Origin of the sequence: Actinopolymorpha sp. B9G3, assembly GCF_040120725.1 — a bacterium.
GTDB lineage: Bacteria > Actinomycetota > Actinomycetes > Propionibacteriales > Actinopolymorphaceae > Thermasporomyces.
On sequence record NZ_JBEEAB010000012.1, the window covers coordinates 184749 to 203816 of the forward strand.

A 19068-nucleotide genomic window follows, 5' to 3' on the forward strand; every position below is an offset into this window, starting at 1 on the left:
TAGACAGGTGCTTCATCGGCTCTGGACTACGGACTGACGGCTATGAAGCGTGGCGAGCCAGACCAGGGCTTACGCGATCGGAAGAAGACCTTCTCGCCACCGGCGTACTTAGCAAGGAAGGCACTAAAGGACAAGTCCGGGTGATATCTTAGTCGGTTCTTCAGCGATACGATTACACCCCACCGATTCGGGTCTGGTTCAAGTGGAAGCCAGCAGCAGGTGACCCCATCCCAGGTTTCACCCCACGGCACCATGCCGCCAGGCTCGGGATACACCGGCGCCGACGGAGACCCTGGATGACGTTCGCTTATCAGGCGACGGTACGACCGGTCCAGAAAGCCAGACAGGTCGGTCTCACCACCAGCGTACGGGGCCGCGACTGTGATATCGCAGAAGGTGCCTGCGCCATAGGTATCGGCAAACTCTTTGTAGTCATCTGGCAATCTGCACTGCAGTTGGCGCTCGGCCAGAGGCCAATCGACCGGTGCTACGACGGACTGGGCCGGTCCTAGCATCTCGGAAAGCACGAGAAACTGGCTTGTCGGGCGTCCGCCTTTGGCATTCATGACCCTCTGCCAGAACCAAGGTCCCGGCAGAGGTTCCGTAACTTCTGATTTGGGCGGGCGTGGCTGAAGCGACACAAATTCTGCTTGAAGGGACGGTCGTCCGAGCAGACTCACGTCAAATCTACCTTGAACAACCTCCAGTAGGAACTCACTTGCCCCTCCATGAAAGCTCCGCCAGTTTGTGAACTCCCCGTCAGCAAGGACGACCGGCCACCTGTTTGGATCATCGTGATTCGTTACCCAAAAGAGGTACCCGCTCAACCGCGCAGCCCGTGCCCATGGCAACACCCCGCCGCGCTCCGGAAAGATCGGATACGGAAAGTTACCACTTCCCGTCTCACGCCATGAACGCATGTCGCCCAGCGGACTGTAGGCGTAGAAACCCAGGAATTCATTCGGAGGATAATCTTGATCCCCTGGCCGGTTCAATTGAATCAAGCCTTGGAACAATCCGTCCGGAAATGTTTCCACCATGTCCTTGTAGTCATCAGGTAACCGCAGTCCGACAGACCGTTCCACCGCCTCCCAGTCGGGGAAACTGCCTAGCCGATCCTCTATCCCGAGTAGTTGGCTCAACTGCTGTACGGAGTTCACTAGGTACAACTCCAAGGAGTACGAACGTCATGTGGAGAAACGCAACTATACTACCCCCCGCCATGCATGGCACATCGGAGCGAGGAGGGGGTCGGCGCCCGGCTTGTTCGACGAGGCACGCCGCTCCCGGAGCCGTCGCAGTCGGCGGTGATGCTTTGCAGCAGTGAGGCCGGTGGACAGGCAAGACCGGTCCTTCGCTATGTCCTCACGCACTTCGGCTTGACCTCCAGCGTGGGACGACAACAGTATTGCCAAAAAGACATGATCTCCGTGGAGCCACCGCTGCCGTGGCCTGGACTTGGTCAGCATTCGCCACAACTATGGCATGTTCGGCATGAATTCATTAACAATGTCATCACGCCCACTGCTTGCTATATAGATTTGTAGCCCGGCAGGTGGATCTGTCGGATAGTATCCCATACCTGCCGGCCGGCTATAGATCGGCACAGTTGAATAGTAGACGCGCTCCCCACTATTCAGCCGCTCTCTCACTTCATCTTCGTATTCCACCATCGCCTCCTGGTTCACGTTGGGCCAAAGTGGCACAACGTTGAGTCGGTCGCTCGTGCCGCCAAATTGACGGGCAATGAGATGACTTCTATCCATGCCTGGCTTCCAACCGACCGGAGTCTGCGGCTGTCTACCGTCTACCTTCCGAGCCCAGGGGGGCAAGCAGGCTAATGCGCCAGACGCCCGGCCGCCGCCGTCAGGGTTGAAGTATTGAATGTATCCGGCACTGGCTGATTGCTCTGAAAGGCAGTCGTCTCGGTTCGCGTCGTCGTCGATGTTTCGCCGACCATCACCGAGTTCCCAGGAGTCGAGGACGTCCTCAATAAGTATCGGTGCAGCAACTCCGATAACTCCTGGTCCAGCCCTTCCGGCGGTCGGTCCAGTACCCGAGCGGCCCGTGGTGATTCGCGGCGAAGTCGCAGGTCCCACTCTGCCGATAGGAGTGGTGACCCCGGCAATGACGGCGCCGTCCCGAGGGTCAGCGGTCGCAGTGCCTGTTTGGTCCTTTATTGTGCGGGCAGCTCCTTCGGGGTCGGGATACATGTAGAGGTAGTCGTCGGAGACTTCGTGGCCGTCGTAGTCGATGCCGGAGATGGGGTTGCCGGCGGCCATTCCGTAGCGGTTGCCGGTGAATGGGTTGGTGACTAGGTTCATATCGGCGAGGGCGCCGCTGTAGTTGTCGCGGGTAAGGAAGCGGTTGATGCCTGGGCTGTAGTCGCGGAAGCCGAGGTCGTAGCTGCCGGCGTTGGGGTCGAACCGTTTGGCGGTGTAGCGGTAGGGGTTGTACGGCTCTTTGGTGGGATCTTGCGCATCGGGCTTGTCGATGCCGGTGAACTGGGCTTCGTCGTTGTTGCCGTAGGCGGTGTAACCGTAGGTGGCTTTGGTGTCACCTGTGGATCCCGTGATGGTGTCAATGCTGCTGTGTGGGTCATACGAGTAGTAGCCGTCTTCGTCGGCTCCGCCGCCGGTGTCTTTCTTGGTTTGGTAGAGGCGCCGACCGTAGGCGTCGTAGTTGAAGGTCTTGGTGGCCTGACCGGCCTGGTTGAGTTCCTTGACGAGTTGCTCGGTCAGTCCGAGGTACTCGAAGTCGGTGGTCTTCTCGCCCGCACCGCCGGCGTCGGTGGTTTTGGTGGTGGTGCGGTCGAGGGCGTCGTATGTGTAGGTGGTGGTGCCGGCGCCGGTCTTGGTGTGCCGGGCGATGTGGTCGAAGCCGTCGTAGCGGTAGGACTCGATCAACGCGTCGCCGACGCGGTTGGTGACCGTGTCCAGCCGGCCGTACGGGTCGTAGTTGTAGTCGGCGGTCGCGGCGGTTCCGCCGTTGATGCTGATGGCGGTGGTCTGGAGTCGGTTGCGGTCGTAGGTGTAGTCGGTTTCGGTGGTGGTGCCGCTGGCGGTGATGGTTTGTGTGACGACGTTGTTGTTCGCGTCGTGGGTGTAGGACTCGCTTCCAGCACCGGTTCCGGTCTTGGTGAGGCTCTTGATGCGGTCGAGGGGGTCGTAGGTCCAGGAGGTGGTGGTGTTCAGGCTGGCGCCGGGGTTGTCGGCGTTCTGCTTGACGGCGATGTCTTGGATCTTGTTGCCGTTGGGGTCCCAGGCCTGGTCGTGGGAGGCGACGATAGTGCCGGAGGGCTTCTTTTCGGTCTGGGTGTCGAGCCGGCCATCGAGGAAGTAGGTGTAGTCGACGGTGTTCCCGTTCGGTTTGGTTTCTTGTAGCCGCTGTCCGCGGTCGGTGTAGGTGTAGCGGGTCACCTTCGGGTCAGTGACCTTGGATAGCAGGTCCCGCACGTCGTACTCGAACGTCGCGGTGGTTCCGTCGAGTTCGCGGCTGATCAGGTTGCCGTTCGGGCCGTAGCCGTAGCGGGTGGTGTGTGCAGCGGCGCCGCCGACCATCTCCTCGACCTTGGTCACCTGGTTCAGCTCGCTGTAGGTGACCGCGTAGGAGTCGACGGGTGCGCCCGACCTCTTGTCGTCGATGGTCTTCAGGTTGCCGTTGGGGTCGTAGAGGTAGCCGAAGTCGACCTTTTCGTTGTCGGTTTCGGTGGCGGTACGGACCAGTTTCACCGCATCGGCGGTCACCGTTCCCCCACCTGCGGCGTTTTGGGTGAGGACGATCTTTTGGTTGGTGGCCTGCTCGTCAAAGGTGAGCGGTGCGCCTACGGCCACCCAGGTCCCGGTGTTGTTGTTCTGGTTGATCGCCGACGGCGTGGCGGTGCCGGACGCGTGGGTGATCTTGTAGGAGGCTGAGCCGGCGCCGGGCACGGCCGGGTACTTGACATAGACCTGGTAGCTGCCGTCTTGCGGGATGCGTAGTTTCCAGGTGAACGTGTCCGTGCCGCCTGCGGTACGGGTGCGGTAGTCCGGACCGTGTTTGCCGGTGGCGGTGGTGCCGGTGGCCCAGGAGCCGGCGGGGGCAGCGACGGTGTTTTGGGTGTCGGAGTTGTCGACCAGCACCCGCTGCGCGCCGACCTTGATGCCTTCGTCGGCGCGGGCGGCGAGCTTTCCGCTGGGGTAGTAGCCCCAGGTCTGTACCCGGTCCGGGGCACTCGTGTCGCCACCACCGCCGGTCAGCTCACGTGTGGTTTGCTGGCCGAGGGTGTTGTACTCGTACTTGGTCTGGATGTCCCACGGGTCGGTCGCGGTCTTGGTCCAGGTGTTGTCGTAGTAGGTGTAGCTGGTGTCGTTGCTGCCAACGGCCTGGCCCTGTGACGGCGGCGCGGACACTGTGGCGAGTCGGCCTACGTCGTCGTAGCTGTAGGTGGTGATGTTCGCGGTGCGGTAGGCGGGATTGGCATCGGCAGGGTCGAACGGGGAGCGGACCTCCTCGACCCGGTTCATTTCGTCGTAGCGGGTCTCGGTGAGGAAGTCGGTCAGGTCGCCGGTGGCGACCCCGCGCGGGGAGATGACCTTGGTGCGGTTGCCTACCTGGTCGTACTCGTACTTGGTTGCGCGGTAGATAGCACTGACGCCGTCGCTGGTATGTGGCACCCGAACCTGCGACACCTTGCCACGGGCGTCAAGGGTGTACAGGGTTTGCGGCCCGTCGACCGGTGGTGTTGCCCAGTCCCTGAACGACGACACCAGCCCGTCTTTGTCGTAGCCGACCTTGAACACCTTGCCGGCAGCATCGGTGGTGGAGGCGCGCCAGTGGTTCCGGTTGTAGGTGTACTTGGTCGTGAAGTCGTTGGCGTCGGGGGTGGCACTCTTGCGCGGGTCGACCACCTTGATCAGATTCCCGACGTTGTCGTAGCTGTAGCTGGTGACACCGCTGTCGGCGTCGGTCACTTCCTCCAACTGGTTGACAACGTCATAGCTGTAGCTGGTTTTGAAGTCGTCCGGGTCGGTAGTGGTGAGGGTGCCCTTAGGCTCGGTGACGGTTTTGAGGTTGCCTACTTTGTCGTAGGTGTAGCTGGTCTTGCGGGCCGGGTCACCGGTCTGGTCGACTGGCTCGGTCGCCTCGATCAGCTTGTCCGTGGCGCTGTAGGCGCCGGTGTAGACGGCGTTGTCGGGGTTGGGGGTGAACGCCTTGGTGACGTTGTCGTTGTCGTCGTACTCCGGTGCCGGGGTGATGATTGGCTGGCCGGGGATGAACGGCTCGGTCCGCTTACCGGGCCGGCCGAACACGTCGTATTCCTGCAGCGTGTCCTTCTGGTTCGCGTCGGTGACCTTGGTGACCTGGCCGCGGGCGTCGTAGACGACGGTGGTGTTGGCGTTGTCCGGGTCGGCATCGTCGATCGTCTGCGGGAAGCCGGTGACGTCGTAGTCGCTGAAGCTGGTGGTGTGACCGTTCGCATCGGTGGCAGTCAGCAGCTGCCCAAAGCTGTCGTAGCTGTAGCTGGTTTTGAAGTCGTTCGGGTCCCCAGTGGTGGCGGTGCCGGCTGGGTCGGTCACCGTCAGCAGGTCACCGGTCGGGCTGGAGGTGAACGCCCACTTGCGGCCTTCCGGGCTGGTTTTGGCAGCCAGGTCAGCGACGTGCACGTCCGGGCCGAGGATCGGCGTGTAGTCGTACTTGGTGCCGGCGGTGCTGTTGAGGTTGGCCTCGGCGTCCTTGATCTCCTTCGGGTAGCCGGTGTTCGGGTCGTAGACCCAGGTGGTGACCGCCGCGTTGGGCTCCTCGAGCCGGATCAGGTTGTTGTCGTCGTCCCAGCCGAGCTTGGTGACTTCTTGTTTGGCGTTGGTGATCTGGGTTGGTCGGCCAAACCCGTCCAGCACGAAGTCGGTGGCATGGTTTTCGGCGTCGGTGACGACGGTCTGGATCTGCGAACCTCCAGATCCGTCCGGGTCGGAGTAGACGAAGCCGGTGGCGTTGGTGAGCCGGTCGGTGATGGTTTGGGCCCACCAGTGGAACTTCGGGTCTGCGGGCGGGTCGTAGTAGGCGATGCGGGTGTTGTTGGTGCGCGGGTCGGTGACCGTGACCAGTTTGACGTTCTTGTTGCCCTCGTCGGCGTCGTAGTCGAACTTGAACGTCTTCGCGTTCGCATCACCGGCACCGTCAACGAGCCGCCCGAGCAGGCCCTTGTCGGTGTAGGTGAAGGCCAGGTTCCGGCCGGAGATGTCGCTGACCTGCTCTACCTTGTCGATGATGTGCGGGTTGGTCAGATTCGCGCCGTTGATCACCGCCCCGGTGCCGTCGATGTAGCTGTAGGGCTGCCCTTTCTCGTAGTAGTCGAGGGTGAGGGTGTCAAGGTTGTTCGGGTCGGTGATGTATTTGAGGAACTTGGTGGGCTTGTTGTTGGAATTGCGCTGCTCGTAGCTGAAGACGAGCTCGTTGCCGTTGTTGTCGACCACGGCTGATACGTAGCCTTCGCAGTCGAAGTAGAACTTGGTGCGGTCCGGGCGGGTCATCACCCAGGCTCGGTCCTCTTCTGGCACTGGTGGGCCGCAGTCGGCGAGTTCTTGCAGGAGCATGTGCACCCCGGCCGGATGGAGCCACTTCCCGGTTGGGGCGTCCCATCGGAAAACGTGGCTGGTGCCGTCCCCGTCGGTCATGGTGACCTTGGTCGGGTTCGGGTTGGGGTGGAAGTCCAACGGTGTGCCCAACCTGGTAGGCGCCGCCGGCTGGAGTGACCAGCCGAACCCAGCCATCGTGTCGGAGGTGTCCAGGGAGTTGTAGGCCAGGCGCAGGAACGTGTTCAACCCGCGGGAGGGGTTGGAGAACGCGTCATAGGACCAGACCGCATTCCCAGCGGCGTTGTTCACCAGCATCGCAGACCCGGCGCCGGTGGCCTGGCCGCTGTAGGAGTAGAACCGCTCCAGCCCCAGCGGACTGGAGGTCGGATCCTCCACCGTGATGTTCTGGTTCAGACTGCCAATCGACGGACTGGTTTGGGACAGCCACTGGCTGGTGGTCTTGTTGAACAGCTCCCACCGCAGCACGTAGGCCAGCCGCTTGTTCCCCTCATCGGACTGGATCGGCGTCTTCACCTCCGCGTTCACCGTCACCGTGTCACCGGAGACCACCGTCTTCGGCAACGCGGTCTGCGACGAGCTGCCTGCGCCGGGAACGGGGCTACCATCCGGCAGCTCCCACCGGTACGAGACCACCCAATCTGCTACCGGCCAACTCGTCGTGGTCGCGTTCGACACCGTGACCGGCACCGTGTAGATGTCGCCGGGGATCATCCGCGCCGGCGTATCCGGCGCATAGTAGGTCGAGGCGGTCGTTTTCTCTAGGTAGGTGACGGTAAGCGCGGGCCGGTGATTTGGATCGGAGATGGTCGCGGTGCCCGCGAAGTGGGCCGGCAAGTGCTCTGGTTCGGGGGTGGGCTTCACCAGCAGTCCGTGATTGCTGGTGGGGGTTGTGATCCAGTTGGAAACAGCGCTGGTCACTTTCCAGGTGTGCCAGTCCGGCGTGTTCACGAGGAGGCCGGTCTTGTTCGCCGCCGCGGTCGGATTGTAGTCGCCGCCAGGGGTGGCCCAGTTTGTGGTGGCGTTGGCCTTGGTCCAGGTGGCCGTAGCCGGATCGAAGTCGCGGGTCAGGGCGTGCACGCTGAAGACGTCGTTCCCGCCAATTCCTGTTTCTCCGTCCAGGCCGGGCCGGTTACCCCACATGCTGAAGTCGGCGTCGGTCACCGTGGATCCGGTCGGGATCTGCGAGGTGTCGAAGTCCACGAGCGCACGGTGCTCGTCGACGGTTTCCTCAGGCGACCCGACCACCAGAACAGGAGATGCCGCACCTGTTGGTGTAGACGTTCCGTTCTCGATGTAGGTATCCGCCGCGACGCTTGCACCGTGCAGGACCCGGATGATCCGACCCGCCTTCGGCAGCTTGACCGGTTCAGGCTTGGAAACTGACAGACCGGCGTCTTTGGTTTTCACCGCCACCCGGTAGTAGTAGATCCGCCCATACGGGTTGGCGTCATCGGCCGCGGTCGGTGTCGCGGTAGTGTCAGTGTAGGTCGTGACCGTCTTCGAAACCGGCGCCACCAGCGTCGCCGCGGACGCTGTGAACGTTGGGCTGGTGGAGCGGTGGACCTGATACTCGACGATGTCGTTAAAGTCGGCTGGACTCGGGTCGATATACGGGTTCCAGGTCAGCTTCGGTCCGGTCGCATAGATGACGTCCGGAGTCTTCAGATCCACCATCGTCTGGTAATAGCCCTGGACGTCGATGACCAGCCCAGACGCTGCCGAGGAGTAGATGTTGATCTTCCCGCCGGTGCCTAGCGGCAGGATCGCCGTGCCTGTCACGTTGTTGTCGGGCTCGTTGTAGCTGAGCAGTGTCGCGTTCGGCTGTGTCTGGCCGGTTGGCCAGCCAACCATGATGCCTTTCGCAGCCGGTGCAGCAGAGGTCACTGAAAGGACCACTGCGTTCACGCCGGTCGATGGGACCACCACCGCCCCGCCGGCATCCTTCGCGCCCGCGACCTGTATCGATCTGGTCTCACCCGCGTCCAGGTCCGTGCTGCTGGTGTAGATGCGGCGGGGGCTGATCGGCACATAGAAGTCCCGCCCATTCTGCGCGGCGTCGAGGTAGTAGCCCTCCACGTCCACCATCAGCCGCGCCGGACCGGAACCTGCGTTGACCTTGACGCTGATCTTCCCACCCGTACCGATCTTCACCTGCGCGAATGCTGAACCTATCTGGCCGGCCTCGACGTGCAGTGTTGTTGCCGACCCGTCTGTGTCACCGGTGGGGTGGGCGAGCAGGCTCATCTTGGAGCTCGGGGAATCAACAGTCAGGTTCACCGCCACACCAGACACGCCCGACGCAGGCACACCACCGGCCCCGGTCACCTGAACGTCCCGGGTCTCACCAGCCTGCAGTGGCACCTCGCCGGCGTTGTTGGTGTCGTAGATACGCCGCGGCGACAAGGCAACGAACGTGCCGCCGGCCGTCGTCACCGTCGAGTCGGTGAAGTAGCCTTGGATGTCGATCACGACATCGACAGAGCCGAACCGGTTGTAGATGTCGACCTGACCGCCGGTGCCGAGCTTCGCGACCACAGTGTTCGCCTCGCTGACCCCACCTGTCACGCTCAGCTGCGACACCGTCGGACGCGGCTCACCCGTCGGATAGACCGCCAACCAAGTGCTGTTCGGCTGCGGCGGAACCGTCACCGTCATCACCACCGCAGACACACCTGTAGGCGGCACACCCCACGGCGGACTCTCGCCTCCTGGTTCGCCTACCTGTACATCAAACGACCGCGCCGTATCGGGCCCGATGGTTCCCGTGTAGCCACCCAACCCACTACGCGTATCGACGATCCGAAACGGCGTCAGCGGCACATACTCCCCACCCGCGGCCTCGGTCCCCGAATCCTCCGCCGCCAACGCCTGCACCGACCCCGACCGCACTGCCACCGACGCCGCGCCAGCCGAAACACCTGCCGCCGACCTCGAACCGGCTGCCACGGAAGCATCCGCAGCCGCAGCAGCTCGCAGCGGTGAAGTCGCTGCCCCCACCACCCCTGACGACGCGGGCGCCTTCGGAACCGCACCGCTCAACAACTGGCCCGCTATGGCAGGCGGTGCCACCAACCCCACCCAAAGCAGACACGCCGCGACCACCCCCAACACCCGAAACGCCAGAGCGCGGCGACGAACAGCCAGCAAGGACGACCTGCTCACGCCAGACAACCCAGACACACCCATGCACGACTCCCCACCCAAGACCCAAGGGCTTCCCCGAGGAGCGGCACGCCGGTCCAGCCCAAACTGGCGAATGTCTACACCACTCCGGACCATCCCGACTAGTGGGACGCCAAGAATTCACCGGCCGTGAGCAAACGGCGGGACAAATCATCAATCCCAAATGAGAAGATGATTACCATTAGAGGCTTATGGTCCAGCTAGGCACCTAGCATTACCTTTGAACCGGCGAACGAAGGGAACTTAACAGTCAAAACATGCCTAATGTGCCGAGGAGCGAAATGCTCCACTGATGCCAAAACGGCGAAAAACCCTTGCCGTCCGGAAACGGCCGGCCAGCAGGTCCCAACAAGTCAGCTCGCGCGAACAACCTTTCGGATTGAAGTTCGGCCTCATCTATCTCAGGATGAACCGGATAAAACTCTCTACATCGGATCAAATCCTCGGCCACGGACTTGATCAAAGGGGCGAGGGCGTGGTCGATCGTGCAGGGTTTCCCGGTCTTGGTAGTGGCGCCGCACCCGGCGGGTACCGATGGATGCCCCGTTGCGCGTGGAGGGGGTAGGTCGTCAAGCGCTCGGGCGTGTGATGTGGGCGCACCCGGTGAACGCGAGACCTGCCTCCGAGCTTGTGCAGCGACCAGTCGCGCGTGTCCTTGCAGCTTCGGCCTCCGGGGCGTTCGTCATGCGCCTTCACTCCCGCCCTGCTCACCACGGGACTCATCGGAACGTGGCGGCCCTCCGAGAGCACGTTCGATGCGTTCGTTCCACAGCGACTCCTCTCCGTCAATGCACCCCTCGTAGACCCGCAGCAGTACCTCCACGCTGTGGCCGGCGCGGCGTGCCACCTCCGTTATGGGTACACCCCGCGTTGAGTGCGAGGGACACGCCAGCGTGGCGTAGGTCGTATGGCCGAGCTGCCAGTTTCGAGCGGGCCTGCTCTCTTGTGAAAGCTTGGCGACGGGCTCTATCCCAGACTCGGGCGTACACGCTCTCAGAGAGGTGTCCTCCTCCCCTGCCGTAGAACAGACGGCCGTCGGCGGCGGGCCTGACCTGCTCCAGGTGATGACGAAGTAGTGCGACAAGCTCGGGAGGAATCGGCACGTCCCGCGTGGCGTGCTTAAGGCCGAGGACGCTCCCGGGATCGCGGACCAGATCGATAACAACGCCATGGACCAGTTCCTCGACTCACGGGATCTGCGGGAGTCGATCATTGACGCCGCATTCGACGTCGAGTCGGCGATCGGGAAGCTCTCCGGCGCCGCAATGGGCGATGACGCGCGGGCAGAGAGGCTGATCCGGATAATCGGTGAGTTCATGTGGGAGACAAGACGCGAGCAAAACGCCTGAGGGTTCACTCGCGCGGCGATTAGTTCAGACCGCTGGCGTCAAGCGTGGCCCTGCCGTACCAGCCGTCGGTTCTTTACCCACACCCAGCACGCCACCTTCGCATGGCAGCACAAGGCGAGGGCAATCATCATGCTCCCCCGTCACTACTCGACGCTGAGCCGAGATCACCAATCCTCTGTTCGTGGCGAGACTCGTGCGAGGCGGCCCTGACTCGGCTGGGTGTGCGAACCGAGCTCGCTCGTCAAGCTGGACGGCGTACCGTCGCGACCGGTTTGATCGACCTTAGGTAGCTGTCACGGTTCCTCTGCAGAGGCTCGGCGATCTGGGCGACTTTCCTCCGGAGCAGGTTCGCGTCTCGTCGAGTCAGCGATACCAACGGCCTCCGGAGCCAGATTGACCATGCATCCTTGCGGGGAAAGGCCTCCAAGCGCCGGACCAGTGGGGCGACTTCCACGCCGGTCAGGTATGGTGCGAGCGAGTCGATGTCAAGTCGACAGCCACGGGTGAACGTTCTGCCCACCAGCTCAACCGGCGGGTCGCGATGCAGCACATCGCTGACGACCGTGGCGTGGCCTATCACTCGGGTCCGGTCCCGGCCTGGGTTGTGGAAGCAGCCGCGCGTCGTCAGGACGAAGAGCTCGTCCCCGACCGCCAGGCGGATCCACCTCGGAACGCCGGGTCGCTGGAAACGCCATCCTGTTTTCCCGGAGCACCCAAGCGAGTGCCTCCCGCTCCCCGATCACGAGGAGATAGGACGACGGCGTACTCATACAGTCAGAGTAGTGACCTCGGCGGAGAGCTCAGCTACAAGGCAGCGAACTTGTACGAGGACAGTCTGCGGACATTGGCCGAGGTCCAGCTGGCAGCTCTCCAGCCATGCCACTCACGCTCGTCACGGGTGCGGGATCCCCCACCATGTCACGCATCGGACGGCTGGCCATCGGGTGATCTGGTCAGTAGATCCAGGACCCTCGAATCAGGCTTGATCTGTGCGGGCCGCTGATAGAGAGCGCCGGATCCGCGCGGTGGGGTGACGATCGTTCCGACGCGGACGAATCCAAGACGCTCGTAGTACGCCTGCAGGTCCGGATTATGGCGGTGCACATCGAGGCGAAGCCATGCGCGGCCGGATCGGGCAGCGCGATCCCCCGCCCATGCGAGCAGCCGCGCGCCGAGGCCACGCCCCGCCGCCCGGCGCATCGTTGCCATTCGGTACACATACAGCGCGTTGTCGGGACCGTCAGGCCAACCGTGGGCAAAGTCGGGATCGGCGTTCGGGCTGAGAGTGATCGTTCCGACGTAGCCCCGGTCATCAGAGGCGATGTACACGTAGCCGTCGACGACGTACTTCTCGATTCTTTGCGCCCGCCACTCGTTGTCCCGTTCGAATCGGGCAGGCCACTGGTCGATCCCCCGGGAGGCGAGCCACTCTGCTGCCTCGTTCAACAGAGCGAAAACGACGGGTAGATCATCAGGCGTTGCCTGCCGGAGCAGCGGCCGGTGGTCGGTTGTCGAGGTCATAGGTGATCACGAACCTGTCCGTTGGTAGCACGTCGACGGTGGTACGCATGGGAACGTTGTCGGCGTCGTAGCCGGTGCGGGTGTGTTCGAAGACCGGCGCGCCCGACGCCAGCTGCAAGATTGTCGCCTCATCGGAGGTCGGCATCCTGCCGACAATTCGGCCGTCGAGCCGAACTTGGTGACGTCCTCTCGCTGCCAGCCAGGCCAGCGGACCGGGCTGCATGTCACCTGGATCTTCGATCGGGGTACCAGCCGCAATGGATGTCGGCCAGAACGCCGACGAGATGGAGTACGGCCGATCGTCGACGAGCCGAACGCGTCGACGCAGGACGACCGCCTCATTCTCGGCGATCTCAAGGCAAGCTGCGATGTCGGCAGGCGGGACAACTCTCAGCACATCCAGACGCATACCCGGCGTACGACCTTGCGCCTTCACGTCAGTGATCCAGATGTCATGGGTCGCGCCGCTGCGTCGGTCCGGGCTCTCGGAGCCGGTCAGGTCGTATATGAGGGCTTCACGTTGCCGGACGAGGTATCCCCGACCTTGCATGACGTCCACGAGACCCTCGTTGACGAGGGCTTGGAGTGCTTGTCGCACTGTGCCCCGCGTTACGTCGTACTCGGCTCTGAGCGCCGCCTCTGACGGGAGCATGTCGCCCGGCTTGTAGTCGCCCGAGCCGATTCGACGCCGCAGGTCGTCGGTGATTCGGCGGTGTAGCGGGCGGCCATCTGCGGTTGCCATTCGTGGGCCTCTCTCAGTCGGAACATTGCCGGTCAGTCTCTCACATGAAGGTACCTGTTTGGACAAGTAGGGTCTGTGGTGTATCGTCCTGTACATACCTGTCTTACCTGTCCATACGAGTGAGGTCTGAATGTCCGATCGCTACGTACGTCGGTGCCGCGAGCTAGGGACGATCCTGCGCGAGCTTGGCGACCTGGCCCAGCCTGTCGAGATCGAAGCGACGCGTACCGACGTCCTCTGCTACGAGGTCCTCCGCAAGTCCGAGGCCGCGCACGCGGTCGCTGCCGAACTGCTGCGGATCTGCCAATGCCCATGAACCAGCCCAATCCCCACCGGCCGTCAACAAAATTGCCTAAGGAGCGAGAGCGCACCATGAACGCATCAGTCAGAACCGCCGCTGGGAATCGTTCGCAGGTTTGGTTTCGACCCGGCCGCTACGTACCGGTGGTCCGCATGCCGGTCGCGAGAGTCCACGGGATCGAGGTGTTGCCCGAGCCGCGTCGCGGTGTGCAGGTTGGTCGTACGACGATCCACGGCACCACGGGTGAGTTACGGGAGTTGGCGGCGCAGATTCTGCGTGCCGTCGGCGCTGTTGAGGCCGCTGAGTCCGAGACCGCGGCTTGAGCGTCGTCCTGGCGGTGCTGGTCCGGCCCACGTGTTGTGCCGCGGACCGGGCCAAGGCCTTCAGGGCCTGACCGGGGCCATCGGCCCTACCGGTTGGTTGAGAACTGAAGACGGAACTGCGGGGCCGGACGGCTTGCCCTTCAGAGGTTTGTCGGGGTTGACGTTCCACATGGTCCCCCGATGCCGGACTCCCGGCCCCGCGAATCGCTTCGGGTGGCTGCTTGTGCTGCCCACCTGCACACGAGCCTTGGTGGCTCGTGGCGGCTGGGGAACCCAAGACGCGAACATCCTTGCTGGAAAGGATATCGAGGCGATGAGACACAACCGCCGGCCCGTGCTACGGGCCAGCAATCTGAACCCGAACCTGATCTCGTTGCATCCGGGTGAGCGTCCGTCGGCTGCCTGCCCAGACTGCGGCAGGTGGCGGACCCTTCGCCGCGGGATGCTCTCGGCTCACCGCGCCGATGATGGCGCGACTCGCTGTCCTGGCAGTGGACAGCGCATCGCCGTAGACGTCACACCCACCCAGTGGCTGGTCCACCTCCAGGCTGCCGCCCGCCACGCCCGCCAGGTCCAGCCGCGCTACTCCAGGCTGCGTACCCGGCCCAAACCGCACCCACCGGTCCCGCTCCCACCGTTCCGCATGCCTGCCGCATAGACGCACTTCCTGCCCCACCGGCCGGCCCGCACGCCGAGCGAACTGCTCGGTGTGCGGGCCGGCCTTTCTCATGCCGACACCGTCCACAAGTGAGTTCACGATCACCAAGAGGAGAACGACTGATGCGTATCCGTTTGATGGGACTCCCGGTCGAGTGTCAAGCCGTTGTGGACACCCTCGTCGGTGTCTTCGACGTGGTGGACGTGTCCGATCCCTACCTGAATCATGGCCGGTCCGATCTCGTCCGGGTGTACGTCACGATCTCCACCGCCGAGCTTGCGGCCCATGCCGGTGCTGGGGGTGCGCGATGACCGCACCTGGCGACGCATACGCAGACCAGCGTTCCGGCCGTATCGACGACTACACGCACTATTTCGCCACCGCGGCTACGGCGCTGGCAGCCGCGATCCGCACCGAGGCAACTGACGGTGCCGAGATCGTCAGCCACCTGCTCGCCACCGTCGCTGCGAACTTGGGCGGCATGCACACGATCACGAGGAAACGGCCCGGATCGTGGGAGGCCGACTACGTGAACCGGTTCCTCGCATCGACTGTCGGGCCGGACAGCGACTACCTGCTGACCTACCGGACGGATCCGATCGAGGTCGTCGAGTGCGTGCCGGTCACCCTGGAGGACTTGGGGATCGATCACGTCTACGACGACGCGTTCCTTGTCATCGAGCAGGCGGAGGAGGCGACGCTCGGCGCCGACCCTGACGATGCGGCATTGGATGCCTCGGCGGAGCGAGTGGACCGTGCCGATGCGCTGATCGAGCAACTCCGCCTGGCCGATGAGGCCGCCTACCAGGCAGCGTTCAAGCAGCAGGTTCAGGCCGCCGCGCAGAAGCTGGTCTCCGACGAACACCTGCCCGCGACAGTGCCGATCAAGGTCCGGTTCGTCACCTCCGCTGCTGCCGCGAATAGCACCGGCGCCGGCGAGGACTGGTGCAGTGTCGAGTACCGGCTGTGGGAGACCGCTCGTACTAACACGCCGCCGCCCGGTTTCGACCGACCGCTGGCCCAGCTCGGGCCCGACGACTTCACCGTCGAGGCGATGCGACAAGCCCGTCGGCTACCGCTGCAGCGCATCGCCAACCTCGCGCACTACCAGGAAAGGTGACCCAATGACGAACCTTCACGGCGGATCGGCACAGGACGAGGCCGATCCGATCCTTGACGTCGGCGGCTACCTGCCGTGTGGCTGCCACGGCACCCAACGCGACCACACCTGTGATCTCGACGAAACCTATGACTACGACGTCTAGATGAGTGATTCCTTGAAGATCGCGGCGCGTCGTGGCCGGGATGTAGGCGGAGGGTGTTCAAGATCGATGTGTGAGCAAAGAACTGAACACCCTCCTGACCGCACTGTACGTGTTGATCGACCTCCATGTGGTCCCGCCACGGGTTGGTCGTGGCCGTCAACCGGAGTTGTCCGATGCCGAGTTGATCACCTTGGCGGTAGCCCAGGCGCTGCTCGGATTTGGTTCCGAGCGCCGCTGGATCAGGCACATTCGAGGCAGCGCGCAGTGGCGTGCCATGTTCCCGTACCTGCCCGAACAGCCCGGCTATCACAGGCGGCTGAAGGCGGCGGAGCCGTTGCTGTGCAAGGCGATCGCCGTGCTCGCGCAGCAGTGCCCGTCGTGGTTCGACGACGTGTGGATGACCGATGCCACCCCGGTGCCGTGTGCCGCCTCGCGAGAGACTGTGAAGCGTTCGGACCTGGCGGGTCACGCCGGCTATGGCTACTGCGCTTCCCACTCCCGCTACTACTGGGGACTCAAGCTCTACCTGGTCTGCGCCGGCGACGGGATGCCGGTCATGTGGTGCTTGGCACACCCAAAGCTCGGCGAACGCGAGGTGGTAGCCGCCCTGCTGGAGCACAACCACCACCTCATCAGGACTGGGCAGATCCTGCTCGCCGACAAAGGCTTCGCGGGCAAACAGTTCAAGGAACTCACCGACGCGATCGGCCTGAGGCTGCTGCGCCCGGACCGCAAGGACGAGACCTACCGCAACGGCAACCTCGGCCGCGTACGCCAGTGGATCGAATCGGTCAACCAGACCCTGAAAGGCCAACTCGACCTCGAGCACCACGGCGGACGAACCCCCGCAGGCGTGTTCACCCGAATCGCCCAGCGCCTGCTCGCCATGGCCGCTGCCATCTGGCACAACTGGACGAACGACGTCACCGCCAAACGATCACTCACCGCCTACGACCACTGAACAGCCACTTCAAGGAATCTTTCATCTAGGTCCGGCGCCTAGCTCTGCTGTTCACCGGCCGGTCGGTCCGGTCAAGCCACTGCTCGACTGACCGCCCGGCTTTGTCATGCCCACTCCCCCGCGCGGTGGTGTCGTCGCACCACGGCACGCCACGCGCTTCGCACCGTCGCTCTACAACTGCGAAGGAAGGAAGAACTCGTGTCTGTTGCTGCCATCGTGCTCGTGATCGGCTGCATCGCCTATGCGGTGTGGCATCGAGGACAGGACTGGTTCGGCATCACGCTCGGCGCGGCTCTCGGCGTGGCGATCGCCGGGACTGCTATCGGGCAGATGCTCACCGCGCTTCTGAACGCGCTCGGATCGGCTGGATCCGACGTCATGGCCTCGATCTTCTGACAGGCGTTGGCGCCGCGGCAGCACCATCAGCCCGCGGCGCCAACCCGTCCCCACTCTCACTCGCTGCACTTTCTCGCCGGCGCTCGCTGTCCTGCGCTGGTCTGTCCCTGCCCCTGCTTTGAGCCTGTTGGGAGCTTTGTCATGCCCACCGACCTCGATACCTGGACCGCTTTGTGGCGCTCCTACGGCTACCAACTCGTGCTGGTCGGCCTGGTCGTCACCGCCATCGTCCTTGCGTTCACTCTGGTGGTGGCTCACCGGCGGGGCCATACCAACCAGTGGGTGGCCCGGGTCGCCTCCATCGCGGTACTGGCCCTATCGGCCGAGGGCATGTGGGTAGTTGCCCGCGAGCGGCTGCACCTGCCGGTCGTCCTGGCCGCGGCGGTGTTCTTCGTCGCCGAGGCGCTGATGGTGTCGGCGGCGTTGCAGGCCCGCCGACACTACGAACGCACAACCGAACGCGACCCCGGTGGCCGGCTGATCCGACCCGGGCATCCCGGCCCGCACGGACGTGCGGTGTGGGTGATCGCCGCCGTCGCCGGCGGCATCGTCGCGCTCAACTCCAAGTCCGCTGTCGAGGTGCCGCTGCGACTCGCGCTGCCGCTGGCCGCCGCCTACATGTGGCAACTGGCGCTTACCGCCGACGGCACCACCCGGCCAGCCGGGGCGTGGCGGTGGACACCCCGCCGCCTGCTCGTCCGGCTCGGCGCGATCGACCCAACCGAGGCCGATCTGACCACAGCTGACCGGGAACGCCGCACCGCGACGATGACTGTGACCGCGCGTCGGGTCCACGCCAGCGCCTGGCCTGCCGGCTGGCACCTGATGCGGCTACAGCGCCTCGCCGCCAACGCCGACCCGGCGATGGTCACCGAAGTCGCCCGACGAGTCCGCCAAGCGCACCGGATCCGCGAACTCACCGATCCCACCGTTCACGAACCGTCCACGAACATCTCGGACGCCGTGTCCGCGAACACCACAGCTGCCCGCGACCAGTCCGCCAGCAACGCGTCCGACGCTCACGGGGCCAACCGCCCCGCACGGACTGCTGGACGCCGTACGACTGGCAGCGCCAAGCGGACGGAATCGCGGCGCACAACTGCCGAGGACTACCTCGCTGCGGCACGGGCCGCATGGGAACCCGGCGTCGAGGTCGACGTCGGTTGGATCCGCGACGTCACCGGATGTTCCCGGACGACCGCGTACGCGCTGCTGCCCCAGCTTCGAGAACACCTCGCGAACGACCCACACACTCCACCGGCAAGCGAGCAGGACGGTTCTGGGGTGAACGTGGTCGCGTTCGCGAACGGTCCGCGCACCGTCCACCGATAGCAGGCCGCGAAAAGACGTCCGTGGCCGCCGGATGCGCCTACCCGAGCCCCGGCGGCCACGGACCACCAACAAGGGAAGGAGTACCACACGTGGCGACACCACACGCGGTTCGTCGACGGCCGCGCGCGCCCGCGGTCCGGAGCCGGCCCGGTCGCACCCCGTCGCGTCCACGCAGGTCGTCTCGTCGACCGCCGGGAGTCCTGGCTGCCGTACGACGTGCCCGCACGTCGTGGCACCGGCCCAACACCCTGACCGGGTGGGCAACCAAACACGCCCTGCTGGCCACGCGGTGGACCCTCGTCCGGGCTGGCCGGGCCGGCTGGCGGGCGACCCAAGCAACTGGCCGCGCCAGCGTCAGGGTCGCCGGGAAGGTCCGCGTCGGGATCGTGCGTGCCGCCGACTGGGCCGCCGAACGGTCCGCAAGCGGGGGTCGCGATGGCGCCTCGCGGGGGTGGCGGT

13 protein-coding genes are annotated in these 19068 nt (G+C 64.2%); 9 read left to right on the forward strand and 4 right to left on the reverse strand.

Translation table 11 applies throughout. The features are described from left to right. Nucleotides 1-26: 26 nt before the first annotated feature. Entirely contained in the window at nt 27-1040 is a 1014-nt protein-coding gene (locus tag ABNF93_RS34980) for an SMI1/KNR4 family protein (RefSeq protein WP_502877601.1), read from the reverse strand. A 438-nt stretch (nt 1041-1478) separates the two neighbouring features. Next, a complete protein-coding gene (locus ABNF93_RS21435) occupies nt 1479-9227 on the reverse strand; it encodes a golvesin C-terminal-like domain-containing protein (RefSeq protein WP_349329908.1) in 7749 nt (2582 codons plus the stop codon). Between the two features lie 1703 nt (nt 9228-10930). Between ABNF93_RS21435 and ABNF93_RS21440 the strand changes: the two genes are divergently transcribed. After that, a complete protein-coding gene (locus ABNF93_RS21440) occupies nt 10931-11110 on the forward strand; it encodes a hypothetical protein (protein WP_349329909.1) in 180 nt (59 codons plus the stop codon). Between the two features lie 918 nt (nt 11111-12028). Here ABNF93_RS21440 and ABNF93_RS21445 read toward each other — a convergent pair. Both ABNF93_RS21445 and ABNF93_RS21450 read right to left on the reverse strand, forming a co-directional pair. Continuing rightward, the gene (locus tag ABNF93_RS21445; RefSeq protein ID WP_349329910.1) at nt 12029-12631 is read right to left on the reverse strand and encodes a GNAT family N-acetyltransferase; all 603 of its coding nucleotides are present in this window, start codon (nt 12629-12631) and stop codon (nt 12029-12031) included. Further along, the gene (locus tag ABNF93_RS21450) at nt 12582-13373 is read right to left on the reverse strand and encodes a GntR family transcriptional regulator (RefSeq protein ID WP_349329911.1); all 792 of its coding nucleotides are present in this window, start codon (nt 13371-13373) and stop codon (nt 12582-12584) included. Before ABNF93_RS21450 ends, ABNF93_RS21445 begins: the two co-directional genes overlap by 50 nt. 130 nt (nt 13374-13503) lie before the next feature. Between ABNF93_RS21450 and ABNF93_RS21455 the strand changes: the two genes are divergently transcribed. From ABNF93_RS21455 to ABNF93_RS21490, 8 genes are all read left to right on the forward strand, one after another. Continuing rightward, nucleotides 13504-13689 carry a hypothetical protein gene (locus tag ABNF93_RS21455; protein WP_349329912.1) on the forward strand — a complete coding sequence of 62 codons (186 nt, stop codon included), beginning with the start codon at nt 13504-13506 and terminating at the stop codon, nt 13687-13689. A gap of 137 nt (nt 13690-13826) precedes the next feature. After that, nucleotides 13827-13997, forward strand: a complete 171-nt coding sequence (locus tag ABNF93_RS21460; protein ID WP_349329913.1) for a hypothetical protein — start codon at nt 13827-13829, stop codon at nt 13995-13997. A gap of 780 nt (nt 13998-14777) precedes the next feature. Next, complete coding sequence (locus ABNF93_RS21465; RefSeq protein ID WP_349329914.1) at nt 14778-14966, forward strand: hypothetical protein; 189 nt, start codon at nt 14778-14780, stop codon at nt 14964-14966. Beyond that, entirely contained in the window at nt 14963-15775 is an 813-nt protein-coding gene (locus ABNF93_RS21470) for a hypothetical protein (protein WP_349329915.1), read from the forward strand. Before ABNF93_RS21465 ends, ABNF93_RS21470 begins: the two co-directional genes overlap by 4 nt. Before the next feature lie 4 nt (nt 15776-15779). Further along, complete coding sequence (locus tag ABNF93_RS21475) at nt 15780-15920, forward strand: hypothetical protein (RefSeq protein WP_349329916.1); 141 nt, start codon at nt 15780-15782, stop codon at nt 15918-15920. Nucleotides 15921-15990: 70 nt separating this feature from the next. Then, a complete protein-coding gene (locus ABNF93_RS21480) occupies nt 15991-16881 on the forward strand; it encodes an IS982 family transposase (RefSeq protein ID WP_349329917.1) in 891 nt (296 codons plus the stop codon). Between the two features lie 198 nt (nt 16882-17079). Then, entirely contained in the window at nt 17080-17277 is a 198-nt protein-coding gene (locus ABNF93_RS21485; protein ID WP_349329918.1) for a hypothetical protein, read from the forward strand. A 141-nt stretch (nt 17278-17418) separates the two neighbouring features. Further along, nucleotides 17419-18609 (forward strand): hypothetical protein, encoded by a 1191-nt coding sequence (locus ABNF93_RS21490; protein WP_349329919.1) that lies wholly within the window; start codon nt 17419-17421, stop codon nt 18607-18609. Nucleotides 18610-19068: the final 459 nt, after the last annotated feature.